The organism is Papillibacter cinnamivorans DSM 12816, assembly GCF_900176335.1.
Lineage (GTDB): Bacteria > Bacillota > Clostridia > Oscillospirales > Oscillospiraceae > Papillibacter > Papillibacter cinnamivorans.
The window spans coordinates 15,624-32,930 of the sequence record NZ_FWXW01000004.1; the positions used below are offsets into that span (position 1 = coordinate 15,624).

General features: G+C 58.4%; 21 protein-coding genes and 1 other annotated feature (1 of these 22 cut by a window edge). Of the genes, 19 read left to right on the forward strand and 2 right to left on the reverse strand.

From position 1 onward, the window contains the following. Nucleotides 1–241: 241 nt before the first annotated feature. Nucleotides 242–1,522, forward strand: a complete 1,281-nt coding sequence (locus tag B9A13_RS06860) for a LysM peptidoglycan-binding domain-containing protein (RefSeq protein WP_084234414.1) — start codon at nt 242–244, stop codon at nt 1,520–1,522. Nucleotides 1,523–1,585: 63 nt separating this feature from the next. Here B9A13_RS06860 and dinD read toward each other — a convergent pair whose 3' ends face one another. Continuing rightward, nucleotides 1,586–2,407: a DNA damage-inducible protein D gene (gene dinD / locus B9A13_RS06865; RefSeq protein ID WP_084234415.1), complete on the reverse strand. Its 822-nt coding sequence runs from the start codon at nt 2,405–2,407 to the stop codon at nt 1,586–1,588. 76 nt (nt 2,408–2,483) lie between these two features. Continuing rightward, nucleotides 2,484–2,741 carry a hypothetical protein gene (locus tag B9A13_RS06870; RefSeq protein ID WP_143806903.1) on the reverse strand — a complete coding sequence of 86 codons (258 nt, stop codon included), beginning with the start codon at nt 2,739–2,741 and terminating at the stop codon, nt 2,484–2,486. Nucleotides 2,742–2,964: 223 nt separating this feature from the next. Between B9A13_RS06870 and B9A13_RS06875 the strand changes: the two genes are divergently transcribed. From B9A13_RS06875 to B9A13_RS06955, 18 genes are all read left to right on the forward strand, one after another. Continuing rightward, nucleotides 2,965–3,150, forward strand: coding sequence for a hypothetical protein (locus tag B9A13_RS06875; RefSeq protein WP_084234417.1), 186 nt, complete (start codon nt 2,965–2,967; stop codon nt 3,148–3,150). An 85-nt stretch (nt 3,151–3,235) separates the two neighbouring features. Beyond that, nucleotides 3,236–3,571, forward strand: a complete 336-nt coding sequence (locus B9A13_RS06880) for a DUF5658 family protein (protein ID WP_084234418.1) — start codon at nt 3,236–3,238, stop codon at nt 3,569–3,571. Nucleotides 3,572–3,602: 31 nt separating this feature from the next. Further along, nucleotides 3,603–3,803, forward strand: a complete 201-nt coding sequence (locus B9A13_RS13885; protein ID WP_143806904.1) for a phage holin — start codon at nt 3,603–3,605, stop codon at nt 3,801–3,803. A 184-nt stretch (nt 3,804–3,987) separates the two neighbouring features. Next, entirely contained in the window at nt 3,988–4,461 is a 474-nt protein-coding gene (locus B9A13_RS06885; RefSeq protein WP_084234419.1) for a MarR family winged helix-turn-helix transcriptional regulator, read from the forward strand. After that, a complete protein-coding gene (locus tag B9A13_RS06890; protein WP_084234420.1) occupies nt 4,462–5,421 on the forward strand; it encodes a beta-ketoacyl-ACP synthase III in 960 nt (319 codons plus the stop codon). Between the two features lie 35 nt (nt 5,422–5,456). Then, complete coding sequence (locus tag B9A13_RS06895) at nt 5,457–5,675, forward strand: acyl carrier protein (protein ID WP_084234421.1); 219 nt, start codon at nt 5,457–5,459, stop codon at nt 5,673–5,675. Between the two features lie 3 nt (nt 5,676–5,678). Next, the gene (locus tag B9A13_RS06900) at nt 5,679–6,626 is read left to right on the forward strand and encodes a nitronate monooxygenase (RefSeq protein ID WP_084234422.1); all 948 of its coding nucleotides are present in this window, start codon (nt 5,679–5,681) and stop codon (nt 6,624–6,626) included. After that, nucleotides 6,614–7,540 carry an ACP S-malonyltransferase gene (locus B9A13_RS06905; RefSeq protein ID WP_084234423.1) on the forward strand — a complete coding sequence of 309 codons (927 nt, stop codon included), beginning with the start codon at nt 6,614–6,616 and terminating at the stop codon, nt 7,538–7,540. The genes B9A13_RS06900 and B9A13_RS06905 overlap by 13 nt, the downstream gene beginning before the upstream one ends. Next, complete coding sequence (gene fabG / locus B9A13_RS06910; protein WP_084234424.1) at nt 7,533–8,276, forward strand: 3-oxoacyl-[acyl-carrier-protein] reductase; 744 nt, start codon at nt 7,533–7,535, stop codon at nt 8,274–8,276. Before B9A13_RS06905 ends, fabG begins: the two co-directional genes overlap by 8 nt. 22 nt (nt 8,277–8,298) lie before the next feature. Further along, nucleotides 8,299–9,423, forward strand: a complete 1,125-nt coding sequence (locus B9A13_RS06915; protein WP_084234425.1) for an NAD(P)H-dependent flavin oxidoreductase — start codon at nt 8,299–8,301, stop codon at nt 9,421–9,423. Nucleotides 9,424–9,649: 226 nt separating this feature from the next. Beyond that, complete coding sequence (fabF, locus tag B9A13_RS06920; RefSeq protein ID WP_084234426.1) at nt 9,650–10,885, forward strand: beta-ketoacyl-ACP synthase II; 1,236 nt, start codon at nt 9,650–9,652, stop codon at nt 10,883–10,885. Nucleotides 10,886–10,888: 3 nt separating this feature from the next. Further along, nucleotides 10,889–11,326, forward strand: a complete 438-nt coding sequence (gene accB, locus B9A13_RS06925) for an acetyl-CoA carboxylase biotin carboxyl carrier protein (RefSeq protein ID WP_084234427.1) — start codon at nt 10,889–10,891, stop codon at nt 11,324–11,326. Between the two features lie 51 nt (nt 11,327–11,377). After that, a complete protein-coding gene (locus B9A13_RS06930; RefSeq protein ID WP_084234428.1) occupies nt 11,378–11,797 on the forward strand; it encodes a 3-hydroxyacyl-ACP dehydratase FabZ family protein in 420 nt (139 codons plus the stop codon). Between the two features lie 11 nt (nt 11,798–11,808). Beyond that, the gene (gene accC / locus B9A13_RS06935) at nt 11,809–13,152 is read left to right on the forward strand and encodes an acetyl-CoA carboxylase biotin carboxylase subunit (RefSeq protein WP_084234429.1); all 1,344 of its coding nucleotides are present in this window, start codon (nt 11,809–11,811) and stop codon (nt 13,150–13,152) included. After that, nucleotides 13,145–14,023: an acetyl-CoA carboxylase, carboxyltransferase subunit beta gene (accD, locus tag B9A13_RS06940; RefSeq protein WP_084234430.1), complete on the forward strand. Its 879-nt coding sequence runs from the start codon at nt 13,145–13,147 to the stop codon at nt 14,021–14,023. The genes accC and accD overlap by 8 nt, the downstream gene beginning before the upstream one ends. After that, nucleotides 14,010–14,780: an acetyl-CoA carboxylase carboxyl transferase subunit alpha gene (gene accA / locus B9A13_RS06945; RefSeq protein ID WP_084234431.1), complete on the forward strand. Its 771-nt coding sequence runs from the start codon at nt 14,010–14,012 to the stop codon at nt 14,778–14,780. Before accD ends, accA begins: the two co-directional genes overlap by 14 nt. A gap of 157 nt (nt 14,781–14,937) precedes the next feature. Then, a complete protein-coding gene (locus B9A13_RS06950; RefSeq protein WP_159448053.1) occupies nt 14,938–15,714 on the forward strand; it encodes a GNAT family N-acetyltransferase in 777 nt (258 codons plus the stop codon). Between the two features lie 115 nt (nt 15,715–15,829). Then, a complete protein-coding gene (locus B9A13_RS06955; RefSeq protein WP_159448054.1) occupies nt 15,830–17,029 on the forward strand; it encodes an acetate/propionate family kinase in 1,200 nt (399 codons plus the stop codon). Nucleotides 17,030–17,160: 131 nt separating this feature from the next. Next, nucleotides 17,161–17,307, forward strand: a binding site (T-box leader); it runs 111 nt beyond the window's last position.

Below are 17,307 nucleotides of genomic sequence, written 5' to 3' on the forward strand. Positions count from 1 at the left end.
ATGCGGTAATTGTTCCGCGGGAGGGGAAATACCGGGGAAACATACACGAAAAGGCCTCATATACTGGGATAAGATTCATTGTCCCGGCGATTTTATTTAAGTTCCGGCCCTGAAAATCGGTTCCCTGTGTTTGCCTGTGGGCGCAGCGGAATAAAAAGTCCGGCCAAACGCGCGCAAAGCCCGGACTCCGCCGCTTTGGTGCGGCGTATCCCCAGGCCTTTGGATGGAAGGAGTGTATGATTTGATACTGCATGTGGTAAAACCCGGCGACTCGATTTATACCATTGCGAAGCGATATGCGGTTCCCCCCGCCGACATCATCCGGGACAACCGTCTTGCCGACCCGAACCGTCTGGTAGTGGGGCAGACGCTGGTTATTATGAAGGACGTGACGGAACATACCGTTTTGCCGGGCGAGTCTATGTATTCCATTGCCCGAAAATACGGCGTTACCCTGGAGGAGCTCAGAAACGCGAATCCTCAGATTACAAACCCCGCCGCGATCATGCCCGGACAGGTGGTTCTGATCCCCGTTCCTCCGCAGAAACTGGGGACCATCGCGGTCAACGGGTATGCCTTACCCAACATATCCATGGATGCGCTGAAGGATACCCTGCCGTTTCTGACCTATCTGAGCATTTTCAGCCATGAGGTGCGCCCCGACGGGAGCCTGTCCTCCGTCAGCGACGAGCCCCTGATCCGCGCGTCCCGGCAGGCCGGAGTAGCTCCCATCATGGTGATCACCAACCTCGAGGAGGAGGGGGGCTTCAGCGGCGAGCTGGCGCACACCATCCTGACAAACGATGCAGTCCAGGAAACGCTGATAAACAACGTGATTGACGAACTGAAGGATAAAAACTACGCCGGCCTCAATATCGATTTTGAGTACATACCCCGGGGGGACCGGGAAAACTACAACCGGTTTATTGAAAAGGCGGCGCCGCGGCTCCGGGCCCTGGGATATATTCTCCTATCCGCCCTTGCTCCCAAAATCAGCGCCGATCAGCCCGGACTTTTATACGAGGCTCATGATTATCCCGTCCACGGCCGGATCATGGATTATGTGATTCTGATGACCTACGAATGGGGATACCTGTACGGCGAGCCCATGGCGGTGGCTCCGCTCAATGAGGTGCAGCGTGTACTGGATTACGCCGTCACCGCCATCCCCAGCGAGAAAATCCTCATGGGGATGCCCAATTACGGATACGACTGGACGCTGCCCTACGCCCGGGGCACCGCCGCCCACACTCTTTCCAATACGGGCGCCGTGACTCTGGCGGCAAAAGAAAATGCCGCCATCCAGTTCGACGCCACGGCCCAGGCGCCCTTCTTTTACTACTATGACGAGGAAAGACGCCGCCATGTGGTCTGGTTTGACGACGCCAGGAGTACCCGGGCGAGGCTTTCTTTGGTATCCCAATACAATTTGGGCGGAGTCAGCTACTGGACGATCAACCGCTACTTCCCCCAGAACTGGCTGGTGCTCAGTTCCATGTATAATATCAAAAAAGTGCTGTGAAGAGCGGGACGTTTTATGATTTAAGGCCGCCGGAAAACCTTGTTTCCGGCGGCCTTAAAGATTCTATTTCAGCCTTTTCTTCTCTTTATCCTGCTCAATCTCCCGAATGCTCTTTTCGGGAACGGGCAGATTTTCCGGCAGAGTCCCTCCCAGGCCCTCGATGGTGTGCCGCACGGCGGTTCCCACCTGATAGTGGGCATCCATTGCCTGATTCTTCCCGTGAATGTTTTCCCGGCGGAGCTTTTCTTCCGTTTGAGTGGCGCGGAACAGGTTGGCGGCCAGTTCCGCGCTGTTCATGTGGTCCAGAATCTTTTGCCCGCTTTTAAGGCCTTTCCGCGCGTGAATCTCCTTTGCCCCAAGGCCGCCGTAAAGGCCCTTATAGCCGCTGTTCTGAAAGGCGGAATATTCTCTGTCCGTAAGGACACCGGCGGCATAGGCGGCTTTGGCGAGAGATTTGTTGTGTACAATCATCTGCCTGCGGATCGCCAGACGCTTTTGCTCTTCTGAAAGCCGATCGTAGTTTTCAATCAGCTCCCTTTGCCGGGTTTTGACGGCGAAATAGGTCTGTCCCAAAGCCACCGTCTTTTTCCGGGGATCGCCGTTGAGGACGATCAGATAGCACGCGTAGCGGGAAAGCAGGAAGTCCTCCGGACCCGGTTTGCCGCCGGGCTCCTCTCTTTGGAGGCGCTGAAAATGATCGCCCGCCGCGTGCCCGCTGTTTTCGCAGGAGACCATCGCCCGTTCCACAACCTTTTGGAAGCTGCTCCACCGCTTGTATTCCAGTACGCCCTGAAGCTCCCGGGCATACCAGAATTCCGTGCCGTCCCCGGAAATATGCCGGATGGTTTCAAATGCGGTGTCGGCGTTGAAATCGAATTGGATCATTGAGAACACCTCCTTATTTTCATCGCCTGGATTCCGGATAACAGCGGGGTTTGCCCCGTACTGCGGGATACCGCGCTCAATAGCTCCCGGTGGCCGCCACCAGGGCGTAATATATGGCATAGGCCAGCAGAATGCTCACAAGGTCCAGGACGGCCGGTTTGGCCGGCTTTATCCATTTCATGAGCAGGATGCCGATAAGCTGGGAGATGCCCATCACGATGATGGTGGACAGGGCCACGCTCATGGTCAGATGGTTGGTGTCCGTGTTGGAGATCAGGATTCGGATGACGATATTGGGAACGACGGTGAGAATCAGATACCAGAACTTCTTCATGTGCGTCTCCTCCGGGCTTTCGACAGAAATATCCCCCAATTTCATTTAACCATCATCCGAACAGATGCGCAAGAGGCAATTCAAGAGCATTTCCCGGTGTAAAAGAAAGAAGACCGCAGTCCGTTTTCGGATGGACGTTTTATCCGGAGGGTGATGAAAAATGAAAAAGCGCACATAAGACAAGCAAAGGGACGCATACCATGGCGGCAGAGGGGGCGGCGGTATGCGGGAACCGGCAGACAAGGAAAAGGATATGATAGCGGAAATCCGCAGCCCCGGCGGCGGGGTGTGCCGGATTTCTTCCGCTGCTTATCTTGGAAAAAGCGCGGAAGAACTGCGCTTGATCCAGGAAAACATCGAAAGGACGGCGGGCGAGATCTGCCGGAAAGAGGCTGCCGGAGGTGAGTAGCGTGCTTCCACGTTAAGAAAACCGCACGGGATGTGCAGATTTTCACCTTCCCCGGAGAAGACTACCCTCATGGAGGGATCGCCCGGTGGGAAAGAGGAGCAAACAGGGAAAGCAATTAAAAGACAGAATAAAAAAAGCGGCTGCTGCCTGCGCCGCGCTGACGGCGGCGGACGCCTTTTGCACCGCGTCGGGCATCCGCCTGGGAACCATTGAGGAGGCAAATCCGCTGTTTTCCGGCTGGATATCCTTAAGTCCCGGGCCTGCGGGTCTGGCGGCCTTTTTGGGAACCGCCGCGCTCCTTGCCCTGCTGTATGCATCCAGAGGCCGCGTATCCTGGATCGGCGGCGCCTTATCGGGGATTGCGGCAGTGAAGCTGGCGGTGCTTGGTCTGCATTTTGGCTGGATGCTGTATTTGATATAAGCGGCGGAAAATCAGTGTGGGAGGGAATGATATGAATACGCAGCCTCGCTGGAGATCTTATGTGATGTGGGCGGCAATCATCGCCCAGGTGGTGACGCTCTTCGGCCTTCTTGGCTTGTGGGACAGGATCGGCATCACCAGCGACGTGTTCCAGGGGATCGCCACGGCCATACTGGAGATCCTGACCCTCATCGGCGTCATCAACAATCCCACCAGCCGAACAGGATGGTGAAGGAGGACAGAGATAAGCAGGGGACCGGCTGTTTTCAGCAATAAAAAAAGGGACATGCGGGAGAGCGGATTTGGGACAGATACATACAGGCCGTTTAAAAAAGCATCTTGACAAATCGGCAAATCAGGCATATATAATTAGATAAACTAACTATTTAATTTTGGGGAATGGGATTAGGAAGAAGATGAAAGACGTGCTGAACGCTTTTGAGAAGGAACTCAACGACATTCTGGTCGACACCTTCCGGACGATCCTGCGCGTGGATGAAGACGCGTTGAAAAGTACCGGCGTGACCAATCTGTCCATCAGTGAGATGCACCTTTTGGAATCGGTGGGAAAAAGCGGCCCCGAAGGGCGCACCATCAGCGATATCGCCCAGGAGCTGTCGGTCACGCTTCCCACCGTCACGGTGGCGATCAATAAACTGGAGAAAAAGGGGTATGTGCAGAAAGTAAAAAGCGGAGCCGACGGGCGCATGGTATTTGTGACCCTCACAAGGCTGGGGCAGAAGATGGACCGCGTGCACCGGTACTTCCATGAGCAGATGGTGCGCAACATCAGCTCGGAAATGGAGGAGGAGGAAAAGCGGATCCTCACCATGGGCATTGTCAAGCTCAATCAGTTCTTTAAACGAAAAAGTTTGGAAATGGAGAAATAAATGAGTTTTCGTATTGCGGGAACAGGAAGCTGCCTGCCGGAGCAGGTAGTGGAAAATGAAGCCTTTTGCGGTTTCGTGGACACCAGCGACGAATGGATCGTCTCGCGCACGGGCATGCGCCGCCGCCATTTTGTGAAAGAGGAAACCATGCGGGATCTGGTTTATACAGCCGCATCCCGCGCCCTGGAGGACGCCGGATGCAAAGCCTCGGAGCTGGACTATATCCTGTGCTCCACCATCCAGGGGGATTACATTACCCCTTCTTTGGCCTGCCTGCTCCAGGCGGACCTGGGGGCCAACTGTCCGGCGATGGACATCAATGCCGCCTGTTCCGGGTTTTTGTACGCTCTGGATGCGGCCGCGGCGCAGTTTGCCGCGAAAAAGGCAAAGACCATTCTGGTCGTGGGTGCGGAGCAGCTGTCCAAATTTCTCGACTGGAGCGACCGGAACACCTGTGTCCTTTTCGGCGACGGCGCGGGAGCGGTGGTGCTCACGGAGGGGGAGGGCCTTTTGTCCATTCGGCTCGGCTCCTACGGACAAATGGAGAGTCTCAATATACCCGGGTCCAGTTCGCCCGGCCCCTTCTCGGATTTCAAGAGACCTGCAAGCTACATTCACATGAACGGGCAGGAAATCTTCAAATTTGCGGTGTCCGCCATCCAGAGGGAAATCCGGACCGTCACGGCGGAGACGGGGATCACGCCCGAAGAGGTGGACTATTTCCTTCTGCACCAGGCTAACGGCAGGATCATCGAATCGGCCCGGAACCGGATGAAGCAGCCCAAAGAGAAATTTCCCACCAATTACGAGGAGTGCGGCAATACCTCTTCTGCCAGCATCCCTTTGCTTTTAGACAGCCTCAACACGGCAAACCGCCTGAAAAACGGCGACATTCTGCTCATGAGCGCCTTCGGCGGGGGGCTCACCACCGGCACATGCCTGCTGAAGTGGAACAAATAATTTAAAAAACATTGAAACAAACGGAGGAAATTAAAATGGTACTGGAAAAACTCTCTAAGCTGATTGCGGAGCATAAGGACGTCGACCCCGCGGGGATCACCCTGGAAACAACCCTGGAATCTTTGGGCCTGGATTCCCTGGAGGTCGTGGAGATCATCATGGAGTTTGAAGAGGAGACCGGAGTTGCCATCGAGGTGAACGAAAAACTCAAGACGGTGGGCGACGTGGTGAAGCTCATCGGGGAGTGTGAATAAATCATGCTGGTAAGCCCCCTTTGTACGCTTCTGGGGATTCGCTATCCTATCCTTCAGGGCGGCATGGCGTGGATTGCGGATGCGCATCTGGCATCGGCGGTCTCCAATGCGGGAGGCCTCGGGATTGTATCCGCCATGAACGCGGATGCCGGCTGGCTTCGGGAGGAGATCCGGAAAACCCGGACCATGACGGAGAAACCTTTCGGGGTCAACATCATGCTCATGAGTCCCTTTGCCGACGAGGTGGCGAAGGTGGTGGCGGAAGAGCGCATCCCGGTGGTCACTACCGGCGCGGGAGATCCCTCCCGGTATATGAAATCCTGGCTGGCCGCCGGCATCCGTGTGATCCCGGTGGTGGCCTCCACCGCCGTTGCAAAGCTGGTGAGAAGAGCGGGGGCCTCCGCGGTGATCGCCGAGGGTGGGGAATCCGGAGGCCACGTGGGGGATCTCACCACCATGGTTTTGGTTCCCCAGGTCTGCGACTGCGTGGACATCCCGGTGATCGCGGCGGGGGGAATCGCCGACGGCAGGGGCATGGCGGCGGCCTTCATGCTGGGGGCCGTTGGAGTCCAGGTAGGGACCCGGTTTCTCGCGGCGAATGAATGCACGGTGCATCAGAACTATAAGGACCGGATCCTCAGGGCAAAGGATATCGGCACGATTACGACGGGGAAAAAACTGGGCCATCCCGTCCGGTGCCTGAAGACCCCCTTTTCCCGCAGGTATCTGGCCATGGAAAACGATGCCGGCGTCGGCAAAGAGGAACTGGAGGCCTTCGGAGCCGGCGCGCTGCGCCTGGCGGCGAAGGAAGGCGATGAAATAAACGGATGCTTTATGGCCGGTCAGGCGGCGGCGATGGTGAAGGCGGAGCAGCCCGCGGCCGAGATCATAGAGGAAATGGCATCCCAGGCGGAGCTTTTGCTCCGGGGAGGAACCAGATGGGTAAGCTAGCCTTTGTTTTTTCCGGGCAGGGAGCTCAGTATCCCGGTATGGGAAAAGAGCTTTATGATCTTTCGCCCGCGGCGAGAAAAATCTATGACATGGCCGACGGCATCCGGCCGGGGACTTCCCGGCAGTGCTTCGAAGGCACCAAAGAGGAGCTCTCCCGGACGCTGAACACGCAGCCCTGCCTCTTTGTCACCGATCTGGCGGCGGCCGCCGTCCTCGGGGAGGCGGGCGCGGTCCCGGACGGTGCCGCCGGCTACTCCTTGGGGGAAATCGCGGCTCTCGCTTTCTGCAAAGTCCTTTCTTATGAGGATGCCTTTCGCCTTGTCATCCGGCGGGCGGAATGGATGGATGAGTGCGCCCAGAGGGAGAAGGGCGCCATGCTGGCGGTTTTAAAGCTGAAAAACGAAGAGGTGGAGGAGCTTTGCCGGAAGGCGGAAGACGTGTACCCTTCAAATTACAACTGTGAGGGCCAGCTGGTGGCTTCCGGCACCGAAGAGGGAGCCCGGAGACTGGAGCAGCTGGTAAAGGCCGCCGGAGGCAGATCCATGCGCCTTCCGGTGAGCGGCGCCTTTCACACGCCCCTGATGGCTCCCGCGGCGGAGAAGCTGGCGGCGGTGCTGGAAGGCCTCCGTTTAAGCGAGCCTCAAATCCCGCTGTACTCCAACGTTACGGCGCTTCCCTATGCCGGAGACCTGTCAAATCTGATCGTGAAGCAGGTAAAGCTGCCGGTGCTGTGGCAGAAGACGGTGGAAAACATGGCAGCCGACGGATACGACGCCTTCGTCGAGGCCGGCCCCGGCAAGACGCTCTCCGGGTTTATCGGCAGGATATCGCCCGCCTCCCGGACGGCGGGAACGGACGGCGCGGAGGCCTTTCAGGGGGCGCTGCGCCTGCTTGCGGAGGTGCGCCGTGCTTAAAGGAAAAACAGCCGTGATCACCGGCGGCTCCAGGGGGATCGGCAGAGCCGTGGCCCTGGGCCTGGCCCGGGAAGGGGCCCAAGTTGCGATTCTGTATTCCGGGGACCCGGCAGCGGCGGAACAGGTCTGTGAAGAGGCCCGGGCCATGGGCGTAAAAGCGGAGCACTACCGGTGCGACGTGTCTGATTTCAGCGCGGCCAAAGAGACCGTGCGGCAGATCGAGGGGACCTTCGGCGGGATCGATATTCTGGTGAACAACGCCGGGATCACCCGGGATAAGCTGGTGCCCCAGATGAAGGAGGAAGACTTTGACCGGGTTCTGGACGTGAATCTGAAAGGTGCCTTTAATATGATCCGCCACACCTATATGGGCTTTGCCAAAAAGCGCGGCGGCCGGATCATCAACATATCCTCGGTGGCCGGGATCATGGGAAACCCCGGCCAGGCAAACTACGCTGCGGCCAAGGCCGGCATGCTGGGGCTGACGAAGACCGTGGCCAGAGAGCTGGCCGGCAGGAATGTGACGTGCAACGCCATCGCTCCCGGCTTCATCGACACGGCCATGACGGAAGCGCTGCCGCCCGAAACCGTCCGGCAGGCACTGGAGTCGGTGCCCATGAAGCGGATGGGAAGGCCGGAGAACATCGCGCACATGGCGGTGTTTCTGGCATCGGAACTGGCCGAATACGTCACCGGACAGGTGATCTGCGTGGACGGCGGAATGTGCATGGTATAAAAGCATCCCGGAAGGAGAAATCATGGAGGATTGGTCAGAAACGTCATTTGAGATCGGAGAGCTGAAAGTGAAAGCTCCCATCGTGCAGGGGGGAATGGGGATTGGGATATCCCTCGGCTCTCTGGCCGCGGCGGTGTCAAACGAGGGCGGAGTCGGCGTCATATCGGCAGCGGGGATTGGGATTCTTCGTGGCTGCGAACCTGGGAAGACAACCGAGGCAAACTGCCGGGAACTGAAACGGGAAATCGAGGATACTCGAAGAAAAACCAATGGGATCCTGGGCGTCAACATTATGGTCGCCTTATCCGGTTTCAATGAACTGGCAAGAACGGCCGTTGAGACGGGTATCGATATTATATTTGCGGGAGCGGGGCTTCCCCTGAGCCTTCCCGAATGCCTCAAACTAGGCGGCAGAACGAAATTGGTTCCCATTGTTTCCTCCGCCAAGGCTGCTGGAATCATATCAAAGTGGTGGCGGGAAAAATTCGGGTATACCCCAGACGCGTTTGTGGTGGAAGGCCCCATGGCCGGAGGCCACTTGGGATTTCGTCCGGAGCAGATCGACGATCCCGCTTTCCGGTTGGAACGGCTTATACCCGAAACGCTTGCCGTGACCCGGGACCTGGAAGCCAAAACGGGCAAGAAGATTCCTGTTGTTGCCGCGGGCGGTATCTTTACCGGAAAAGACATACTGCGTTTTTTACGCCTCGGAGCTTCGGCGGTTCAGATGGCCACACGTTTCGTTGCCACCGAAGAATGCGATGCCCACCCGAATTTTAAGAAAGCGTATGTAGACTGCAGGGAAGAGGATATTCAAATCATCGGAAGTCCTGTGGGCCTGCCGGGTCGGGCGATCGGAAACGAGTTTCTGAAACGGATCGCTGGGGAAGAGAAAAGTTCCCACCCTTGCAGACATCACTGCATATCGTCCTGCAGCCGGGAGCAGGGCTCCTATTGCATATCCGCGGCACTGGTCAATGCCTGTCAGGGAAGACTGAGCGAAGGTTTTGCCTTTATCGGGGCAAATGGTTATAAAATCTCGGAAATAACCACGGTACCGCGGTTGATGAGCGAATTATGCAGCCAGTATCGGGAAGCGCTGCAAATGGAGAAACAGGAACCGTCGGAGGCGTTCTGCACGCCTTAAGAAGCGGCTGTCTGGGCCTGTACGGAAAATCGCATAATTCTTTTTGGGATCGCTTTATGCCGGTTTTCTGTACAGCGCTGACAGAGCAAACGTATTCGACCCTTTTAAGTTACGGATATCAATTCGGCGTGCCGCTCGCCGGAACAGCGGCAGCCGCGGGGTGTGACGACAGCAGACCTTTCGCAGGATAAATCTCGCTTGCAGCCCCGCGGGATACGGAGCGTATATGGAAACAAAACGAGTGGCGGTTACAGGGATGGGCGCGATAACCCCGGTGGGAAACAGCGTGTCGGAATACTGGAACAGTCTCATTTCGGGCACATGCGGGATCGGTTTTATCACCCGCTTTGACACCGCCGATTACAAAGTGAAAATCGCGGCGGAGGTGAAGGGGTTCGACCCCTCCTGCTGTATGGATAAGAGCGAAGTTCGTAGAAGCGATCTCTTCGTGCAGTACGCCATGGCTGCGGCGCAGGAGGCCATGAACGACAGCGGGCTTACCGGGGTGGAACCCGGAAGGCTGGGCGTTTATGTGGGCTCCGGGGTCGGAGGGTTCGGCACCATGGTCACCGAAACGGAAAAGCTTCTCACCAGAGGCCCTTCCCGGGTGTCTCCCTTCTTTATCCCCATGATGATCGCCAATATGGCCACCGGCAGCATCGCCATGCGGTACCGCGCGATGGGACCGTCTCTTCCCGTGGTTACCGCCTGCGCCACCTCCTCCCACGCCATAGGGGAGGCCTACCGGGCGATCCGCCACGGTTATGCCGACGCAATTATCGCGGGGGGCGCGGAGGCGTCCGTCGTGTCCATGGCCCTGGCGGGGTTTGCAAACATGATGGCCCTGTCGACGAAAAACGACCCGCAGAGCAGCTCCATTCCCTTCGACAAGAGGCGGGACGGCTTTGTCATGGGCGAGGGCGCGGGGATCCTGATCCTGGAGGAGTACGGGCACGCGGTGTCCCGGGGGGCGAAGATTTATGCGGAAGTGACCGGATACGGAAACACCTGCGACGCGTACCACATCACGCAGCCCCATCCCGAGGCACTGGGGAGCGCGGAGGCCATCCGCCTTGCCATGGCGGAAGCGGGGATCACCGGGGATGAACATCTGTACCTGAACGCCCACGGCACGGGTACGCCCCTCAACGACAGGATCGAAACGGCGGCCATCAAAAAGGCCATGGGAGAAAGCGCGTACCGGATTTTTATCAGCTCCACCAAGTCCATGACGGGGCACATGCTGGGAGCGGCGGGAGCGGTGGAGGCCGTGGCCTCCATTCTGGCTATGAAAACAGGAATCCTTCCTCCCACCATCGGGTACCGGGAAGCCGATCCCGACTGCGACCTGAATTATGTTCCCAACGAGCCGGTGGAAGCGAAAGTGCAAAGCGCCCTGTCCGTCTCTCTGGGCTTCGGAGGGCACAACGCGTGCCTGGCGTTTAAAAAGCATGAGGAATAAAAGATGAATGTAAAACAGATCCGCGCCCTGGCGAAGATTCTGGAAAGCTCCGGGCTCAGCGCCCTGGAGGTGACCTGCGGGCAGGACAGGGTGCGCCTTGAAAGACAAAACGATCAAAGCGCTTCGGCGGAAGCTTTGAGCTCCGACGAAAACCGGAAATCCCCGGAAAGCCGGGATCCGGTGACAAGAAAAGACGGCACTCCCGGCGCGCAGGAGCTGAAATCCCCCATGGTGGGCATCTACTATTCCGCTCCCTCCCCCGGCGCGGAGCCCTTTGTGTCCGCGGGGAGCAAAGTGAAAAAAGGGGATATCCTCTGCGTGATCGAGGCCATGAAGCTGATGAACGAGATTTTGGCGGAAACCGAAGGCACAATCTCGGAGGTCTGCGCGGAAAACGGTCAGCTGGTGGAATACGGCCAGACGCTGTTTAAACTCGTATGACGGGGCCCCGCGCCGGGCTGGCCGGTTGAAAGGCCGGAGACAGGAGTTAGAGTGAATCGAAATGAAATCAAAAGCATCCTTCCCCACAGGGAGCCGATGCTTCTCATAGACGAGGCGGAGCTGGGGGAGGACGGGAAAGCCCGCGGCCGGTACACGGTGCGCGGCGACGAATGGTTCCTCATGGGGCACTTTCCGGGGTATCCCGTCGTCCCGGGGGTGATCCAGTGCGAAATGATGGCGCAGGCCTGCTGCGTTCTCCTTGCCGACATGCTCCCGGGGGGAAGGCCCCTCTTTGCCGGAATGGATAAAGTCCGCTTCAGAGGACAGGTCCTTCCGGGGGATACCATCGAGTTTGTATGCGGCCTTGAAAAGCGGAAGCATCCGTTTTATTTTCTCTCCGGCGCGGGATACGTGAAAGGCCGGCTCTGCGTGTCCGGAGAGATGACCGTCACTCTGCAGCCCGCGGGATAGGAGGAAAAACGGTGTTTTCCAAAATACTCATTGCAAACCGCGGCGAAATCGCCGTTCGGATTCTGCGTGCCTGCCGGGAAATGGGGATCAATACCGTCGCAGTCTATTCCGAAGTGGACAGAGACGCCCTCCATGTGTCTTTGGCGGACGAGGGCTACTGCATAGGTCCCCCGGCCGCGGCCGACAGCTACTTAAACCAGAGCGCTATTCTTACGGTGGCCGCCGCGGCGGGAGCCGAGGCCATCCATCCCGGCTACGGGCTTCTTTCGGAAAACGCGGAATTCGCGGACCTGTGCCGGCAGTGCGGCATCGCCTTCATCGGGCCCGCGCCGGAGGTTATCGCGAAAATGGGGGACAAGGAAGAGGCAAAGCGGACGATGCAAGGCGCCTGCGTCCCCGTGATCCCCGGCTGCGGTCTGGTGGCGGACCTGGAAGAAGCGGAAATCCGCGCACTTGAGATCGGATATCCCCTTCTTGTCAAGGCCCGGGCCGGAGGAGGCGGGCGCGGCATCCGCCTGGTGAAAACCGGCGGGGAACTGAAAGGGGCGTTTCTCTCCGCCTCGGAGGAGGCCAGGAGCGCCTTCGGAGACGGCGGGGTGTATCTGGAGAAATATCTCGACCACGTCAAGCATATCGAGGTGCAGCTTCTCTGCGACAACTTCGGAAATGTGGTCTGCCTGGGAGAGCGGGAGTGCTCTTTGCAGCGGAAAAATCAGAAGCTGCTGGAGGAAAGCCCTTCCCCGGCGATCTGCGGGGATATGCGGGAGCGTCTTACGGAGGCGTCCGTAAAAGCCGCCCGGGCGGTGGGTTATACGGGCGCCGGCACCGTGGAATTCCTGGTGGACGGGGAGGGCGCCTTTTACTTCATGGAGATGAACACGCGCCTTCAGGTGGAACACCCGGTGACCGAGATGGTGACGGGGATCGATATCGTCAAGTGGCAGATCCGCATCGCCTCCGGCCTGCCGCTGGATTTTACCCAGTCGGACGTCTCGCTGCGGGGCCACAGCATCGAGTGCAGGATCAACGCGGAAAATCCCGCGGCTGGCTTTCGCCCGGGCGGTGGAAGGGTCAGCCTCCTGCACGTCCCGGGGGGGCCCTGGGTCCGGTTCGACACGGCGCTGTATCAGGACTATATGGTGCCCCCGTATTACGACTCCATGATAGGGAAGCTGATCGTCCACGCCGGGACCCGGCAGGAAGCCCTCCGGAAGATGCGCGCGGCCCTGTGCGAGCTCACCATAGAAGGGGTGGACTGCAATCGGGATTTTCAGCTGGAGCTGCTGCAGAGCGACGCGTTTCAATCGGGAAATTACACCACCGGTTTTATAAAAAGCGGAGGTTTGAATGATTAAAAGAGGCTTGTTCAGAAAACCCAAGAACGAACTGGAGGGGGACGAGAAACTGGAGAAACGGCCGGCTCCCAATATCCCCGACGAGATGTGCCTCACCTGCCCGGACTGTAAAAAAGTGCTCTTTACCGGGCGGCTGCCGGACTCCTGCCACGTGTGCCCCCACTGCGGCTACCATTTCCGCCTCAACGCCCGGCAGCGGATTCATCTCTTTGCCGACCCGGGCACCTTTGCGGAGCGGGACGGGAATCTGGTCTCCCGGGACACTCTTTCCTTTCCGGGGTATCCCCAAAAGTTGGAGCAGGCCGGTCTGGAAAGCGCGGAAAAAGAGTCTGTCGTCTGCGGAGAATGCCGCATCGGAGGCCGCGAGTGCTGCCTGTTCGTAATGGAGCCGTATTTCATGATGGGAAGCCTGGGGGTGACGGCGGGGGAAAAAATCACCCGGCTGTTTGAGCACGCCCTGGAGAAAAAGCTTCCGGTGATAGGCTTTACGGTGTCGGGAGGAGCCCGGATGCAGGAGGGAGTTTTGGCCCTGATGCAGATGGCCAAAACCAGCGGGGCGGTAAAACGGCACGGCGACGCGGGGCTTTTGTACATTGCGGTGCTGACCAACCCCACCACGGGGGGCGTCACCGCCAGCTTTGCCATGGAGGGGGACGTCATCCTGGCCGAGCCGGGGGCTCTTATCGGCTTCGCAGGCCCCAGGGTAATCGAGCAGACCCTGCGCCAGAAGCTGCCCCAGGGGTTTCAGCGGTCGGAGTTTCTTCTGGAACGGGGCTTCGTGGATTCCGTGACGGACCGGCGGAAACTGAAGGCGCTGCTGGAAAGGCTGCTGCTTCTCCATGAAAGGAGGCCCTGCGATGGATGCCTTTGAAACCGTAAGGGCCGCCCGGGCAAAAGACCGGCCTACGGCTCTGGACTATATCGGCGGCATATTCGGACAGTTCACGGAGCTCCACGGAGACCGCAGGTACGGGGACGATAAGGCGGTAGCCGCCGGCATCGCCCTTCTGGGTCCCATGCCCGTCACCGTGATCGGGATCGAAAAGGGCCATAACACCAAGGAGAGACTACAGAGAAACTTCGGCTGCGCCCACCCCGAGGGGTATCGGAAGGCCCTGCGCCAGATGAAGCTTGCGGAAAAATTCCGCCGCCCGGTACTCTGCTTTGTGGACACGGCCGGCGCCTTCTGCGGCGTGGGAGCGGAGGAGCGGGGCCAGGGGCAGGCCATCGCGGAGAACCTCATGGAGATGATGACCCTGAAGGTCCCGATTTTCACCGTTCTCATCGGAGAGGGCGGCAGCGGAGGGGCTTTGGCCCTGTCCGTGGCCGACGAGGTATGGATGCTGGAGAACTCTGTATATTCCGTCATCTCCCCGGAGGGCTGCGCCAGCATTCTGTGGAAGGACGCATCCCGGGTCCGGGAAGCCTCGGAGTGTCTGCATCTGACGGCGAGGGAGCTTTTCTCCCTGGGCGTGATCGACGGGATCATTCCCGAATCCGGCGGCTTTTCCAAAACCGGCGCCCTCATCCGGAAACAGATGGAGCGCTTTCTGCTGGAGGCCTGCCAGACCCCGGTTGGGGAACTTCTGGACAGACGCTATGACAAATTCCGCAAAATGGGAGTCTAAGCAGAGTAAAAAGTGGGGCGCCGGAGGCGCCCCACTTTTGTTGCGGAATCCGGGCCGGAAAGAAAGACCCTGGACTGGATCGGTCCTGTGGGGTATACTGAAACCGGGAAACAGAAGATTTCGCCGGAATCACGGAAAGGGAACGGGAGATCGCTTCATGGCCGAATTTAAAGAACTGGTTAAATGCGAATGGGAATACATGAAGTGTTTTTCCTCCTGCTCGGAGGAAAAGGACGCCGTGCGGTTCCGGGATCCGCTGCTGCCGGAAATGTACGACCACAACTATACGTATCTGAAAACCTCGGAGGACGGGGAAACTCTGCCGGAGCGGATCCGCCGGGAAATCGGGATCAGCCGGAGTGATGGGCTGCGGTTTTGCCATATTATGCTGGACGGTTTTTTGGAAGATTCTCTTTCGTCTTGGCTGCCGGTGGTTCCCAGGGTGACCCGGTACGGGTTCTATATACAGTCTCTGAAAGACTTTTCAGGCCTTGGGGGAAACGGGGACTGCGGAGTTGAGAAGGTGCTAAGTCCGTCCGCGGCGGGGGAAATCCTGCTGCTGGAGCTGGAGCAGGACGAGGTGGAACCCGGAAACGCCTTTTATTCCAAGCGGGCGGCCCGCCGCGCCCTGGCGTATCTTTCCGAGGGGGGCGTGGACTCCTACCTCTGCTATGTCGGGAAGCAGGCGGTGGGAAGATGCGATCTCTTCATAAGCGGGGCTCTTGCGAAAATAGAGGATTTTATGGTTCTTCCCCGTAGGCAGCGCAGAGGCTGCGGCACGGCACTATTAAGCGCCGTCATGGAAGCGGCGGCTGCCGGAGGGGCCCGGGAGGCATACCTTGTCACGGATGAAGACGATACGCCCAAAGAGATGTATTTGAAATACGGCTTCCGGAAGGCGGGAGAAAAGACGGGGCTGCTGTTTATGCTGTAACCACGCATAATCCCGGATCTTTTAAGACCCCCCTTTTACGGCAGACCGTTTTCCGCTATACTATGAGTACTGACATGAAAATGATTTGCCCCTGAAAACCGAAAGGAGCATAGACGTGAAAATACTGATCTGCAACGTGGGAAGCACTTCCCTCAAGTACCAGCTTTTCGACATGGATAACGGGGAGCGGGTCTTGGCCTCGGGGAAAGCCGAGCGGGTGGGCGGGGCCGTGAGCAGCTTTTCCCACAAAGCCGGAAAAGGCCCCGCCAGGCCGGAGGAACTTTGCTTCCCCACCCACAGGGAGGCCATTGAGCATATGCTGCTGCGCCTCAAGGAGACTGCGGTATCCTCACTGGAGGAGATCTCCTGCGTGGGTTTCAAGGTGGTCCATGCCCAGTCGGTCACGGGGGTCCAGTATCTGGACGAGAGGGTCCTGGCCGCCATGGCGGCTTTCAACTCCATCGCCCCGGCCCACAATCCCCCTTACATCGCGGCCATCCGGCAATTCCGGGCGCTTTTGCCCGAGACGCCTCTTATCGGTTCCTTCGAGACGGGCTTTCACGCCTCCATGCCTCCCGAGGCATATCTCTACTCCATCCCCATTGAACTGACAAAGAAATACGGCATCCGGAGATACGGCTTTCACGGCGCTTCCCACGAGTATGTCTCCGGGTATGTCAGCCGCGCCATGGGACGCAAGGATTTGAAACTGGTGTCCTGCCATCTGGGGGGAAGCGGCTCCCTCTGCGCGGTGAAAAACGGGAAGAGCGTGGACACCACCCTGGGCTTTTCCCTCCAGAGCGGCATCATGCACAACAACCGCTGCGGCGACATCGATCCCTACATCACCTTTTATCTCACCGAGGAACTGGGGATGACCCTGCCCCAGATCCGGGAGATTTACGAGAAGAAGAGCGGCTTTTTCGGCATGTCCGGGGGCGTGTCCAACGACCTGCGGGATATCGAGGAGGCGGCCGCGGCCGGGGACGGAGACGCGAAAAACGCCATCGGGTCCTACTGTTATCAGATCAAAAAGCTCATCGGCGCATACGCCGCCGCCATGGAGGGCCTGGACGCCGTCGCTTTTGCCGGCGGGATCGGGGAAAACAGCGCCGGAGTGCGCCGGAGAGTCTGCGAGGGGCTGGATTTCCTTGGCCTGAAGCTGGACCGGGAAAAGAACGAAACGGCGAAGATCGGCGACGAGATCGGCGCGGCCGGATCCCGGGTGCGGGTCTTCATCGTGGGGACCAACGAGGAAATCGTGGTGGCCAGAAAAGCCAGGGAGCTTCTGGAGCAAACCGAAAAAATTCGGTAGAAGCCGTATGTCCGGCTTTCGGAGAGAAAAATTTGCGCTTCCGGCAGAGATTTGCCTGTCCTCTGACGGAATACAAAAAGGCTATTGACGTTTCTTTCCTGTTGTGTTATATTGGGTTACAATCAAATAGGAAAATGGCGATGACGAAAAAGAGTACCTGTTCCTGAAGGCGCAGAGAGAAGATGGCCGGTGTAAATCTTCACGTAGGGAGCAGAGAAGCAGTTTCCGAGCTTTGAACCGAACGGCGCATTGCGCTCAGTAGACTTCGACGGGGTTCC

What these genes read in the sequence shown, in the direction of transcription:
- dinD (WP_084234415.1), bottom strand. Translation starts at nt 2,407, where the DNA reads ATGATCCAATTCGATTTCAACGCCGACACCGCATTTGAAACCATCCGG.
- B9A13_RS06870 (WP_143806903.1), bottom strand. Translation starts at nt 2,741, where the DNA reads ATGAAGAAGTTCTGGTATCTGATTCTCACCGTCGTTCCCAATATCGTC.
- B9A13_RS06875 (WP_084234417.1), top strand. Translation starts at nt 2,965, where the DNA reads ATGCGGGAACCGGCAGACAAGGAAAAGGATATGATAGCGGAAATCCGC.
- B9A13_RS13885 (WP_143806904.1), top strand. Translation starts at nt 3,603, where the DNA reads ATGAATACGCAGCCTCGCTGGAGATCTTATGTGATGTGGGCGGCAATC.
- B9A13_RS06885 (WP_084234419.1), top strand. Translation starts at nt 3,988, where the DNA reads ATGAAAGACGTGCTGAACGCTTTTGAGAAGGAACTCAACGACATTCTG.
- B9A13_RS06890 (WP_084234420.1), top strand. Translation starts at nt 4,462, where the DNA reads ATGAGTTTTCGTATTGCGGGAACAGGAAGCTGCCTGCCGGAGCAGGTA.
- B9A13_RS06895 (WP_084234421.1), top strand. Translation starts at nt 5,457, where the DNA reads ATGGTACTGGAAAAACTCTCTAAGCTGATTGCGGAGCATAAGGACGTC.
- B9A13_RS06900 (WP_084234422.1), top strand. Translation starts at nt 5,679, where the DNA reads ATGCTGGTAAGCCCCCTTTGTACGCTTCTGGGGATTCGCTATCCTATC.
- B9A13_RS06905 (WP_084234423.1), top strand. Translation starts at nt 6,614, where the DNA reads ATGGGTAAGCTAGCCTTTGTTTTTTCCGGGCAGGGAGCTCAGTATCCC.
- B9A13_RS06915 (WP_084234425.1), top strand. Translation starts at nt 8,299, where the DNA reads ATGGAGGATTGGTCAGAAACGTCATTTGAGATCGGAGAGCTGAAAGTG.
- fabF (WP_084234426.1), top strand. Translation starts at nt 9,650, where the DNA reads ATGGAAACAAAACGAGTGGCGGTTACAGGGATGGGCGCGATAACCCCG.
- accB (WP_084234427.1), top strand. Translation starts at nt 10,889, where the DNA reads ATGAATGTAAAACAGATCCGCGCCCTGGCGAAGATTCTGGAAAGCTCC.
- accD (WP_084234430.1), top strand. Translation starts at nt 13,145, where the DNA reads ATGATTAAAAGAGGCTTGTTCAGAAAACCCAAGAACGAACTGGAGGGG.
- accA (WP_084234431.1), top strand. Translation starts at nt 14,010, where the DNA reads ATGGATGCCTTTGAAACCGTAAGGGCCGCCCGGGCAAAAGACCGGCCT.
- B9A13_RS06950 (WP_159448053.1), top strand. Translation starts at nt 14,938, where the DNA reads ATGGCCGAATTTAAAGAACTGGTTAAATGCGAATGGGAATACATGAAG.